The sequence below is a fragment of the Staphylococcus nepalensis genome (assembly GCF_002442935.1).
Classification (GTDB): Bacteria; Bacillota; Bacilli; order Staphylococcales; family Staphylococcaceae; genus Staphylococcus; species Staphylococcus nepalensis.
Genome location: NZ_CP017466.1, coordinates 648062 through 661226 on the forward strand (window position 1 = coordinate 648062; position 13165 = coordinate 661226).

At 33.1% G+C, this 13165-nt stretch carries 9 protein-coding genes and 1 pseudogene; all 10 read left to right on the forward strand.

The annotated features are described in order from the left end of the window. The first annotated feature begins 24 nt into the window (after positions 1 to 24). The 10 genes and pseudogenes from BJG89_RS02765 (at position 25) to uidA (ending at position 13000) form a co-directional block, all read left to right on the forward strand. Positions 25 to 438 (forward strand): DUF2188 domain-containing protein, encoded by a 414-nt coding sequence (locus tag BJG89_RS02765; RefSeq protein ID WP_096808441.1) that lies wholly within the window; start codon positions 25 to 27, stop codon positions 436 to 438. Between the two features lie 233 nt (positions 439 to 671). After that, positions 672 to 1367: a GTP pyrophosphokinase gene (locus tag BJG89_RS02770; RefSeq protein WP_096808442.1), complete on the forward strand. Its 696-nt coding sequence runs from the start codon at positions 672 to 674 to the stop codon at positions 1365 to 1367. Positions 1368 to 1679: 312 nt separating this feature from the next. Further along, positions 1680 to 2360: a GntR family transcriptional regulator gene (locus BJG89_RS02775; RefSeq protein WP_096808443.1), complete on the forward strand. Its 681-nt coding sequence runs from the start codon at positions 1680 to 1682 to the stop codon at positions 2358 to 2360. A 24-nt stretch (positions 2361 to 2384) separates the two neighbouring features. After that, positions 2385 to 3941, forward strand: coding sequence for a gluconokinase (gntK, locus tag BJG89_RS02780; protein ID WP_096808444.1), 1557 nt, complete (start codon positions 2385 to 2387; stop codon positions 3939 to 3941). 189 nt (positions 3942 to 4130) lie between these two features. Beyond that, a complete protein-coding gene (locus tag BJG89_RS02785) occupies positions 4131 to 5489 on the forward strand; it encodes a gluconate:H+ symporter (RefSeq protein WP_096808445.1) in 1359 nt (452 codons plus the stop codon). Between the two features lie 115 nt (positions 5490 to 5604). Continuing rightward, positions 5605 to 6381 (forward strand): SDR family oxidoreductase, encoded by a 777-nt coding sequence (locus BJG89_RS02790; protein ID WP_432814056.1) that lies wholly within the window; start codon positions 5605 to 5607, stop codon positions 6379 to 6381. 430 nt (positions 6382 to 6811) lie between these two features. Next, entirely contained in the window at positions 6812 to 7885 is a 1074-nt protein-coding gene (locus BJG89_RS02795) for a YkvI family membrane protein (protein ID WP_096808447.1), read from the forward strand. Positions 7886 to 8027: 142 nt separating this feature from the next. Then, a pseudogene (locus BJG89_RS02800) lies at positions 8028 to 9241 on the forward strand (helix-turn-helix domain-containing protein). Between the two features lie 524 nt (positions 9242 to 9765). Beyond that, positions 9766 to 11169, forward strand: a complete 1404-nt coding sequence (locus tag BJG89_RS02805) for an MFS transporter (RefSeq protein WP_096808448.1) — start codon at positions 9766 to 9768, stop codon at positions 11167 to 11169. A gap of 37 nt (positions 11170 to 11206) precedes the next feature. After that, entirely contained in the window at positions 11207 to 13000 is a 1794-nt protein-coding gene (gene uidA, locus BJG89_RS02810) for a beta-glucuronidase (RefSeq protein ID WP_096808449.1), read from the forward strand. Positions 13001 to 13165 lie beyond the last annotated feature (165 nt).

A 13165-nucleotide genomic window follows, 5' to 3' on the forward strand; every position in this document is an offset into this window, starting at 1 on the left:
ATATAATCAGGAGGTTTTTAATTTATGCCTTGGACTATGGAAGATTACCCACAAAGTTGGAAAAACATGGAGCCCTTAGAACGGAAGAAAGCTATAGATATTGGTAATGCGATGTTAAAGGATGGCTATAAAGAAGAAAATACGATACCAATTGCGACCAAACAAGCAGAAAATTGGTATCAAACGGCTTCTAAAAAAGAATTAGAAGAGTTGAAAAATAAAAAAATTACAGTACATGAAAAAGATGAATCAAGCAATCCAAAATTAAATAATAAGGACGTACATGTGTATTATGAAGACGATGCTTGGAAAATAAAATCAGAAGATGCGAAACAAGCTTCTGATAGCTTTGATAAAAAAGAAGATGCTATGAAACGCGCACGCAATATCGCAGATAATAGAAAAACTGAAATCATTGAACACAAAAAGGATGAGTAATATCAAAAATGACTATGAGCGTGGGCGTTTGAAAGTCACTTAAAGTGTTCGTTCGCATACACGTGTATTTACAGTTGTCTACTGTTAATATGATATGCCCCCTAAGATAATAATTCCTTTATATCTTAGTCTCAATAGTCTAATATTATGGCTGATTTATATACTATTTTATTTTAAATGTATTTTAATTTAGCTATAATATTTATAAAGTGAGAGTTATGGAGGTACGATTTATGTACATTGAACGCAAGCCTACTCTAAATATGGATGATTTAAAAGCAGAATTTAAAGAGAGTTTGGCCTATATAAACAACTACGAAGAAGCATTTGAAATGGTTATCGATTTTGTATCTTTAGAACAATTGTATTCTTCTGCACTTAAAGAAATCAGTACTAAACTTGATATCTTAGATGATCATTTCAAACAAATGTATAAGCATAATCCAATTCATCATATGGAACGCCGAGTCAAAGAAATGAGAAGTTTGATTAAAAAATTAGACCGAAAAGGTTATCCAATTAATACTGAATCAGCTAAAGAGTACATTTTAGACATTGCGGGTATTAGAGTTGTTTGCAATTATATGGATGATATTTATGTAATCGAAGAACTATTGTTAAAACAAGCGGATGTGCAACTTATAAAGCGTAAAGATTATATAAAAACGCCGAAAGGTAACGGTTACAGAAGTTTGCATATTGTAGTCTCAATACCAGTATTTCTAGCTCACTCTGTAGAAAAGGTGCCAGTAGAAATTCAAATTAGAACAATTGGTATGGATATGTGGGCGAGTTTAGAGCACAAGATTCGTTATAAAAATCAAAAGAATACTGAAGATTATAGAGAAGTTCTAAAACAATGTGCAAATGAAATAACGACGGTTGAAAGTAAAATGCAAAATATCCATACTGAAGTTTTTGACAATTAAGTTACTGTCTGAACTAAGGCAAGATTTTTTAACCCAAACTTGTATTCGTTAACTTAAGTTATTTTGTACGATTAAGGTAATAGGTCATCCTGTTACTGTAATCAAATACATTAATGAGCGTGTAATGGTACACATTGAGCTCAATCAAATAATTAATATTAAAAAAGTGGTATGTCTATTCAAATTAGGCATGCCGCTTTTTTTGTGAAATAAAGACGTGAATTTTAAAGTGCAAGCGTTTGCATTTTTGTTGCTTGTATATTAATATACTTGTATACAAGTATATCGAATTGATAATGAGGTGACGGCGCGGTGAAATATTTATATCCAGAACAATGGCTTGAAGGTGTATCTAAAGGTGAAATGATTGCTTCAGAAATACGTTTGAGGATTGTTGATGGGACAATTACGCCAGATACACTGCTGACTGAAAACCAAATCGCTAAAGAATTTAATGTCAGTCGTTCTCCAGTTAGAGACGCGTTTAAGCTACTTAAACAAGATCAATTAATTAATTTAGAGCGTATGGGCGCAGATGTCTTGCCATTTAATGATAATGAAAAGAAAGAACTATATGATCTAAGAATTATGTTAGAATCTTTTGCATTTAATAAAATTAAAGCAAGTAATCACAAACAAATTGTTAAAGAGATGCGAAAACAGCTCGAGATGATGAAAGTTGCTGTGAAATTTGAGGATGCAGAAGCATTTACAGTGCATGATATGAAATTTCATGAAGTAACCATATTAGCTTCAAAGCATCAATACTTGAAAACGTTTTGGAATAACTTAAGGCCAGTGATGGAAGCGCTTATTTTATTATCAATGCGTGAACGTATGAATAAAAAACCTGAAGACTTTGAACGAATCCACCATAATCACGAAGTATTTATTGATGCGATTGCAGATAAAGATGCAACAAAACTTAGAAATGCATTTCATTTGAACTTTGATGACGTTGGGGAAGATATTGATAGTTTTTGGTTAAAATAAGAAGTGATAGTAGGAGGTAAAATCATGAAATATATGATTGGCGTTGATATAGGTACTACAAGTACTAAAGCTGTCCTTTATGATGAAAAAGGACAATTCATAATGAAACATAATATCGGTTATCCTTTACACACACCAAACGTAGAAGTTTCAGAAGAAAATCCTGATGAACTGTTCGATGCCGTGTTAATGACCATCAAATATGTAATGAGAGAAGCGAACATCGATAAAAAAGATTTGAAATTAATTTCATTTAGTGCGCAAATGCATAGTTTGATTGCAATGAACGCGAGTAATGAACGATTAACTGAAAATTTAACATGGGCTGATAACCGTGCGATTAAATACGCAGAAGAAATTAAGGAAAAACACGATGGCGATGCAATATATAGAAGAACAGGTACGCCGATTCATCCTATGTCTCCGTTATCTAAAATATTTTGGATGAAACATGAACAACAAGAAATATATAACCAAACAGCCATATTTGCTGATATCAAGACTTATATTTTTTATCAATTATTTGAAGAGTATGTGATTGATCAATCAATGGCTTCATCAACAGGTATGTTTAATCTTGAAGATTTAGATTGGGATAAAGCGGCTTTAAGATTATTAGGTATTAGTGCATCACAGTTACCTAAAGTTGTTCCAACGACACATATTTTAAAGGGAATGAAACGTCGTTATGCAACATTAATGGGCATAGATGAAGATACACCAATTGTTGTTGGTGCAAGCGATGGTGTACTTTCTAATTTAGGTGTCAACGCTTTTAAAAAAGGAGAAGTTGCTGTCACAATCGGTACTTCAGGCGCAATTAGAACTGTGATAGATCAACCACGCACAGATTACAAGGGAAGAATTTTCTGTTATGTATTAACCGAAAATCATTATGTAATTGGTGGTCCAGTCAATAACGGCGGTGTGGTATTACGTTGGCTACGAGATGAATTATTGGCAAGCGAGGTCGAAACGGCAAAACGTTTAGGTGTCGATCCATATGATGTACTTACTAAAATTGCGAACCGAGTTAAACCGGGTGCAGATGGATTAATATTCCACCCATATTTAGCAGGGGAACGTGCGCCGTTATGGAATGCAGACGCAAGAGGTTCATTTTTTGGCTTAACCTTAACGCACCAAAAAGAACATATGATTAGAGCAGCTTTAGAAGGTGTGCTTTATAACCTTTATACCGTTTATTTAGCTTTGATAGAAGTGATGAACGAAACACCTTCAACAATAAAAGCAACAGGCGGTTTTGCGAAAAGTGAAGTTTGGCGTCAAATGATGGCTGATATCTTTGACACTAATTTAATTGTTCCTGAAAGTTATGAAAGTTCATGTCTAGGCGCTTGCGTGCTTGGTATGAAAGCACTTGGTGAAATTGATGATTTTTCTATTATCGAAGAAATGGTTGGAACTACAAATGATCATAAACCTAATCAAGATAATGTGAAAATTTACCAGAAACTGATTTCAATATTTATCAATTTAAGCCGCTCTTTAGAAGACCGTTATGCTGAAATCGCTACGTTTCAGCGTGAACATATAACTAAAGACAAGGAACAAAAATAGAAAGAGATTAAATAAAAGACAGGCTATAAATAGAACTGAATCATCTAGTTGGGCTAGAGCTATTTATAGCTGTACTTTTAACCATAATAGAAAAATAAAAATTTTAAACACGAAAGTAAGCGTTATCAAAAAGAGAGTCGGTTTGATATCTTTACGATGATGTTTTCAGTGTTGAAAGGGAGAACGATTATGTTTGAAACAATTTGGCCATTAATTACTGTGGTTATAGGGATTGTCGTATTATTATCACTTATTATTTTCTTAAAATTGAATACATTTATTTCACTTATTATTACATCTATTATCACTGCAATTTTACTTGGTATGCCTTTAGATAAAATTATTGAAACCATTGAAAACGGTATGGGTAGTACATTAGGTCATATTGCGTTGATTTTTGGTTTAGGGGCTATATTAGGTAAATTATTAGCTGACGGCGGAGGCGCTACAAGAATTGCTGACACACTTATTAAAAAATTTGGTCATAAACATGTACAATGGGCAATGCTTGTTGCAGCTTTCATTGTAGGTATAGCGCTTTTCTTTGAAGTTGGACTCGTATTATTAATTCCATTAGTATTTACGATAGCTAAACGTGCTAACGTTTCACAATTAAAACTTGGCTTACCAATGGTTGTGGCGTTATCTGTTACACATGGTTTCTTACCACCACATCCAGGTCCAGTGGTTATTGCAAAAGAGTTACAAGCTAACTTAGGACATGTATTACTTTATGGTATTATTATTGCGATTCCAGTTACAATTGTGGCTGGACCATTATTTAATAAAGTAGCACAAAAGATTACACCTTCTGCCTATAGCCGAGAAGGCGACATTTCAGCTTTAGGCGCACAAAAGGAATTTTCAGAATCTGAAATGCCAGGATTTGGAATTAGTTTATTAACTGCAATATCACCAGTTATTTTAATGTTACTAGCCACTATCGTTCAGTTAATAACTGGTAATGAAGAAGCAACGAATGGATTTGAATCATTCATTTACTTTATAGGTACAGCAGGCACAGCAATGTTAATTGCAGTATTATTTGCTATTATTACGATGGGTGTGAAACAAGGTAGAAAAAATTCAGAAATAATGGACTCAGTTTCTAATGCCATCTATCCAATAGGTATGATGATCCTAATTATTGGTGGTGGCGGTACTTTTAAACAAGTACTTATCGACGGCGGAGTTGGTGACACAATAGCTAAAATGTTTGAAGGTACTGAAATGTCACCAATTCTTTTAGCGTGGGTCGTTGCAGCTGTTTTAAGAATTGCCTTAGGTTCATCTACAGTAGCTGCGATTTCATCAACAGGTATTGTGTTACCACTACTACAAGCATCTGATGTTAACGTTGCATTGGTCGTATTAGCGATTGGCGCTGGTAGTGTTATTTTATCTCACGTGAATGACGCAGGTTTCTGGATGTTTAAAGAATATTTCGGTTTAACTGTGAAAGAGACATTTTTAACATGGTCATTACTTGAAACGGTGATTTCTGTTTCAGGACTCGTGTTTATTTTAATACTAAGTATTTTTGTATAATGTCATATTCAGTACAGCAGTATGAATGAATAGTTGTTTTTTAAGTCCTTAACAGTATGATATAGTTAAGGACTTTTTTTAAAAGAAATCATTAATATTGAGAAAAGAGGCGTAAATGATGACAAAATTTGATTTGAATAGTTTTTCTTTAAAAGGCAAGAACGCTATTGTAACGGGGGGCGCGCGTGGATTAGGCATGTATTATACCATTGCTTTAACAATGTATGGTGCAAATGTAACTATCGTCAGTTCATCGACACAATCTTGGGAATATTTAAAGCAAATGGTAAATGATCATGAAGGCAATATAGCATTTATACAACAAGATATCACGAAACAAGGCGCTGCTCAAAAAGTAGTTGATGAAGCGGTAACTACTTGGGGAAATATAGATATTCTTGTCAATAATGCTGGTGTGCAGATTAGAAATAATGTAATAGACTTTAAAGATGAAGATTGGCAAAAAGTAATTGATATCAATTTAAATGCATCTTATTACATGGCTCACGAAGTGGCTAAAGTGATGACGAAACAACAATCAGGAAAAATTATTAATATAGGCTCAATGCAATCCTACCGCGCAGGTAAAAATATTTTTCCATATGCAGCAAGCAAACATGGTGTTGTAGGTATCACGAAAGCTTATGCAGATGCGTTGGCAGAATATAACATTCAAGTTAATGCATTATCTCCAGGTTATATTCGAACAGATATGACAAGAGTATTAGAAGAAGACCCAGTGAGAGGTCCAGAAATTAAAAGTCATATTCCATCTGGCGAGTGGGGTGTGCCTGAAAATTTAATGGGGCCACTTATTTTCCTAGCAAGTGAAGCGTCAGATTATGTTACAGGTGTTTCCCTACCGGTTGATGGTGGATACTTACTTAGATAGTATATTAAAGGAAATAAAAACGTAGATTGCGTTATAGCATTTACTGCTATAGGTCAAACCTATCAATCAAATTAAGGGTTTGTTTCACAAAATACAGTCAACCAAAGGTATTAAAATAAATTAATATGCTTAAAACGCAGGTATATGAAATCAGTCAAAGTTTTTGTGATTTCTAGCCTGCTTTTTTTATATAACAATTGAAAAATAGGTTTGAAGTTTTGGTACATTTGTACCAAAAATATAGTTGTATATGGTATTTCAACATAATTTACAGATAAAATGATAAAATTAGATAATTATAGTGATTTTCAAATCGTAAATATACAGCTATGCTAAGCGTTTGTTTCAAAAAAGCATAATGTGACATCAATATATTACAGTTGAAATTTCACTTAACTTGTATATAGTAGACACAATAAGGGGGGAAATTATGAAAAGAATATTACTTATCGCAAGTGCTTTCATTGGCGTCATTGTAGGTGCTGGTTTTGCTTCCGGGCAAGAAGTACTTCAATATTTTACCAGTTTTGGTATTTTAGGTACTTTAGGTGCGATCATCACTACAGCATTATTCGCTTATGTGGGGATGATGTTAGTATGGTTAGGTAGCCGATTTAACACAGACTCACATAAAAATGTCATACATAATATCACAGGTGGAACATTATTTGGAAAAATACTAGGCTGGGTTATTGATTTAGTCATTATTTTCACTTTATTTGGCGTAGGCGTGGTAATGATTGCAGGTGCAGGCTCAAACTTAAACCAGCAATTTGGACTTCCATCAATCGTCGGTACAATTTTAATGACTATATTGATTATACTTGCAGGTATGTTGCGTGTAGAAGGTGTCGTTAAGGTTATCGGGAATATTACACCTTTTTTAATTTTGTTTATATTAATTATTTCGGTTTATAGTTTCTTAACCACAAACGTGCCATTTGCTGAACTGGATACAATTTCAGATGCTAAACCATCTACATTACCGAATTGGTTTGTAGCAGGTGTCAATTATGCTTCTTTTAATACAGCAGTAGGCGCATCTATGGCAATCGTTATGGGAGGAGCAGAAAAAAATAGCAAACTCGCAGCTGTTGGTGGACTACTAGGTGGTTTAACCTTAGGTGTCATGATTGTATTAAGTCACTTAGCTATTTTCACACAAATTAACATTGTAGGCGACATGGAAATGCCTATGTTAGGCATTGTGAACCATATATCTCCAATACTTGGTGTTATTATGGCAATCGTGATATTTGGCATGATTTTCAATACAGGTTTAGGTATGTTTTACGCATTCGCTACACGATTTACGATAGTAGACTCTATGCGTTTTAAAGTATTCTATACCATTACAGTGCTTGTAGGACTATGCTTAAGTTTTGTAGGCTTTACAGACCTTGTAGCTATTTTCTATCCTTTAATTGGTTATTTAGGTTTAGTTCTCATTTTCGTCCTATTTTATGCACCATTTAAATTGAAATTTGGAAAGAAAAATAAATAAAAAACCATATTGTTATAAACGTTTTAAATCATAATGGTCTATAAAGTGTAAAGAAAAACATTTTTGAAATTTTCTATTAATTTGATACTCTATTCCTTATTATTTAGATATAATACAATTATAAGGAATGGGGTGTTTTTTTATGAATGATGAAGCGCTAGAAATTTTGAAAATGCATGCTTTGCAATTATTAAGTATTCAATTAGAAGGTTATGATATGGATGACATGAAGGGGATTAGTAACCATATCAAGACACCATTTATAAATACAACAAGGAAGCAATTTAAAAACGAATTAAAACATTTTATCGTGCATATGCACAGCAATAAAATTTACCATTATAAAAATAGTTTCAATGTAAGTTTTTTAATTTTCAAATTTAAAAAATACAGACAAGTTTATATTATTGGGCCATATATGGAAAAAAGACCAAATGAACGGCAATGTAATGAAATGTTGCAAAGTATGAACATTAAAATTTCTAAACTATCGATACTGAAACAATATTTATTAAAAGTACCACTATGCCATCATGTTAAAGCACAAAAATGTGTCGTTTAGCAATTCGCTTTTTAAAGAAGAGAAATATTGTTTATGAAACTGTAGATATTGATTTTAGTTTTCATACTAATGAAGCAATATTAGCAGAATCTAAAGCACAAATTGATTACACATTACAAGAAATAGAATATCGTTATCATTTAGAGAATCAGCTACTGACAGCGGTTGAAAATGGTAATGTCGAAGAAGCTTTGTCCATCTTAAATAATATGAATATATCTGTCGCTGGTTTGAGAAGAGTTAAAGACGATATTTCAAATGAGCAATATAAAGCATATTTAATTAATACGTTATGTCGTAAAGCAGGTGAAAAAGCAGGGGTTAGTTTGATTCATATTGATGAAATTTCAGCTAGATTCGCGACTATGATTGATCAAACAATGGATATTGAATTATTAGATGAATTAACGCATTCGATTGTTAAAGCATACGCTGAAAGAGCTATGAAGATAAAAGCAAACGCGTATAGTCCTAAAATAAGTAAAGTGATTCAATATATTGAAAGAAATTTAGATACACATTTAACGTTAGATGAGTTAGCAAATTATGTAGATTTAGCACCGAGTTATTTATCAAGGATTTTTAATCAAGAATGCCATCAGTCACTGTCTCAATTTATTACAACTTTAAGAGTTAAAAAAGGACGCGACTTAATAGCACGCACAAAAATGACTGTATCTGAAGTTTCAAATTATGTTGGTTTTAAAGAACAAAGTTACTTCACTCAATGTTTTAAAAAGCACTATGGTGTGACGCCATTGAAATATCGCATAGAGCATAAAGAATTCTACTAATAAATTTGAGTTAAAAAAACGTAAAAATTAATAATTACAAATAAAATTTGTAAATAAAATTAGAAAAATATCAAAAATATGATAATATCTTTAAAAAAACATTAAAATTAAACCACTTCACATTAAGATAGAGGTATATAATAGGTATCTCGCTCAGGTTAATATACAAAGTAACGTATCAATTTCGATTGGCGTTGTTACAGACTTTAACTATAGTTCAAAATGAAAAGAAATTAAAAAGATAACTACTTAATAATAACAACGTTGTTATTATTTCATTGACTGTTATTATTTTAAAAATATAATAAAAGTAAGCTCTCTATAAATAATGTGTTAAAGATGTAAACACGCGATAATAAAAATCGAATTAATTTATAGGGGTAAAAAAATTTATCTATAGTAGAAAGCGCTTTCAAACTTATGGATGATATAACGATTGAGGGCCACAATCATTAAAACTGACTATGAAATGACAAAGTTAAAGCTCATAACTTTGATTTCGATAGTGGAAAGAGGTAATCCTTATGGTTACAGCGAGATTAAAACCAGCAAATTCTAAGCTGAAAAAATTTAACGAAATCGAATCACCAAAATTAAAATTTAAAGAGAAATTATCTTATGGCTTTGGAGATTTAGGGAATGGACTAATGTTTGATATGGGGCAAATCTATTTGCTGCTCTTTTATACAGATATATTGGGAATTCCATCAGCCATAGGTGGACTGGTATTCTTAGTGGCTAAGTTCTTTGACGCTTTTGTAGATACGGGTGTAGGGACGCTTGTTGACAATCAAAAGAATTTTTCTAAACGTGGGAAGTTTAGACCGTTTATATTATATGGCAGTATTCCATTAGCAATATTAACGGTGCTGACCTTTATTTCTCCAGATATAAGTGAAACAGGTAAGATTATTTGGGCGTTTGGAACATATTTATTATTTAACGCTGCTTATTCTATCGTTAATATTCCTTATGGTTCATTATCTGCTTCAATGACAATCAATGCGGATGACCGTACACAATTATCAGTATTTCGTAATTTAGGTTCGCAAGGTGCAATGTTTATTTCAGGTATTATTATCATTCCTTTAGTGAGTCTTTTTCCTAATCATGCCATCGGATACCCAGTTGCAGTTGGAATTCTTGCGGTTGCGGGTGTGACGCTACATATGTTGTGTTATAAAGGTGTTAAAGAGCGTCATACAGTAGAGCGTCCTCAAATTAAAGGGCTAGGTCGTAAAGCGTTTTTTAATTTACTGAAAAATAGACCATTTATTATCTTAGCCATTTATACTTTATTAACGATTACAGCTTTATTCTTACAACAAGGTGCACAACTGTATTATTACAAAAACGTACTGGGATTCGATAACTTAATTGGTATTGTGAGTACATTGAATTTTATTGTATTAATACCAGCGTTGTTCCTTACAACGTTTTTAAGTAAACGAGTAGGTAAGAAGATGACAGCGATCATCGGTGTAAGTGGTTTTATCATCTTCCAAATATTAAATTTCTCACTATTTTCAGAACAAATCGTACCGTTTTTAATTATTAATACGATTGCACAATTGTTTTTAGTTATTCCAAATACGGTGACATGGGCATTTATTGCAGATGTTGTAGAATATGGACAATGGCAATCAGGGCTAAGATCTGAAGGTATTATTTATGCAAGTTATAGTTTTACAAGAAAAATTTCCCAAGGTTTAGCAGGTTTTATACCAGGGATGGCGTTAACAATTATTGGTTACGTCCCTAATGCGGCTCAGACACCAGATACAATATTTGGTTTGAAAGTTTTATTCTTTGTCGTACCCGCAACAATTTGTTTAATTGCAGTGATCTTATTCTTCTTTGCATATCCACTTACGGATCAGAAGCACAAACAAATTGTTAAAGAATTAGCGCTTAGAGAAGAAATATAGATAATTCACATTTTAATATTATGAGAGGAGCATCGATATGCTATATCCAGTAACGAATGAACACAGAAGCATTATTGATTTAAACGGTATTTGGCAGTTTAAGTTAGAAGGTAATCAGGACACGATAGACGTAACACGACCCTTAAATACTGATTTAGTGATGGCAGTACCGGGTTCGTATAATGACCAAGGCGTGACGACAAACATACGTAATCATGTTGGAAATGTTTGGTATGAAAGAACATTTACGATACCTAAAGTTTTATCAAATGAGCGCATTGTTTTACGGTTTGGTTCAGCAACTCACAAAGCAACTGTTTATATTGATGGCCAAGAAGTTACATCACATCAAGGTGGCTTCTTGCCCTTTGAAGTAGAATTAAATGACCAGTTTTATTCAGGACAGCATCGCTTAACAGTATGTGTAAATAATATATTAGACGAAACCACTTTACCTGTTGGTGACTATAGTGAAACGACAGATAAAGATGGCAATTTAATTAAAAAGAACAAACCTAATTTTGATTTCTTTAACTATGCTGGGCTTCATAGACCTGTTAAAATTTATACAACACCTAGAACGTTTATAGAAGATATTGAAATTATACCAGAGCTTAAAGGCGATATAGCAGAAGTAGGTTATACGGTTGTTACAAATGCCACAGTGGATGAAGTATTAGTTCGATTAATCGATGAAGAAGGTCATATTGTTGCTGAAACATCTGGTTTTAACGGTTCTATTAAAGTAGAGCAACCTCACTTATGGGAACCATTAAATGCTTACTTATATCATTTAGAAGTGACGCTATTAGATAATAATCAAATAATAGATAGTTATGCTGAGCGCTTTGGCATTCGTTCTGTAGAAGTAAAAAAAGGGCAGTTTTTAATTAATAATAGACCATTCTATTTTAAAGGCTTCGGAAAACACGAAGACACATATTACAACGGACGCGGCTTAAATGAAGTTGTAAATGTAATGGACTTTAATCTGATTAAGTGGATTGGTGGTAATTCATTCCGAACGTCTCATTATCCATATTCTGAAGAGATGATGCGGTTAGCAGATGAACAAGGTATTGTAGTAATAGACGAAACAACAGCTGTTGGTGTGCATCTTAACTTTAGCACGATATTGTCTGGTGTTACTTTAAGAAATACTTTTGAAGAAATTGGTACGAAAGAAGCGCATGAATCAGTGATTAAAGGGTTAATCGAACGTGATAAAAATCATGCTTGTGTAGTCATGTGGTCCATTGCTAATGAGCCTGCTTCTACCGAAGCGGGGGCAAAAGCATATTTTGAACCGTTAGTTCATTTAGCGCGTGCATGTGACCCGCAACACCGACCAGTCACAATAGTTACCATATTAACTTCGCAACCAGACACATGCCAAGTACAAGATTTAGTAGATGTACTATGTCTGAATAGATATTATGGATGGTATACACAAACAGGTGATTTGGTAGCAGCTAAAGAAGCCCTGAGAACAGAATTAGATGGATGGACTGAAAAACAACCAGATAAACCGATTATGTTTACGGAATATGGAGCGGATACGGTAGCGGGGATACATGCAATTAGTGATGAATTATTTACTGAAGAGTATCAAGTTCGATATTATGAAGCAAACCACGAAGTAATAGATGAATATCCGCAGTTTATTGGTGAACAAACATGGAATTTTGCAGATTTTGAAACATCTACGGATATTATCAGAGTTCAAGGAAATAAGAAAGGTATCTTCACACGTGAACGACGTCCTAAAGCAGTGGCGCATTACTTTAAAAAGCGTTGGGAAAATATACCTGATTTTGGTTATAAATCATAAGTTACCGCACTCAATAAAAATAAATATTATCATAATCACCCCAAATTTTGTTATTAGCCGTAAAATTGGAGGTGGTTTTTATTTAATGAAATTGTGAAATATATAATATAACTAAAATTAAGATGAAACAATCCCTTCAAAGTTTTCACTTATTGTGTGTACTCT

Bases quoted from the DNA above. Each gene is read 5' to 3' on its own strand.
- BJG89_RS02765 (WP_096808441.1), top strand. From the start codon at position 25: ATGCCTTGGACTATGGAAGATTACCCACAAAGTTGGAAAAACATGGAG.
- BJG89_RS02770 (WP_096808442.1), top strand. From the start codon at position 672: ATGTACATTGAACGCAAGCCTACTCTAAATATGGATGATTTAAAAGCA.
- gntK (WP_096808444.1), top strand. From the start codon at position 2,385: ATGAAATATATGATTGGCGTTGATATAGGTACTACAAGTACTAAAGCT.
- BJG89_RS02785 (WP_096808445.1), top strand. From the start codon at position 4,131: ATGTTTGAAACAATTTGGCCATTAATTACTGTGGTTATAGGGATTGTC.
- BJG89_RS02790 (WP_432814056.1), top strand. From the start codon at position 5,605: ATGATGACAAAATTTGATTTGAATAGTTTTTCTTTAAAAGGCAAGAAC.
- BJG89_RS02795 (WP_096808447.1), top strand. From the start codon at position 6,812: ATGAAAAGAATATTACTTATCGCAAGTGCTTTCATTGGCGTCATTGTA.
- BJG89_RS02805 (WP_096808448.1), top strand. From the start codon at position 9,766: ATGGTTACAGCGAGATTAAAACCAGCAAATTCTAAGCTGAAAAAATTT.
- uidA (WP_096808449.1), top strand. From the start codon at position 11,207: ATGCTATATCCAGTAACGAATGAACACAGAAGCATTATTGATTTAAAC.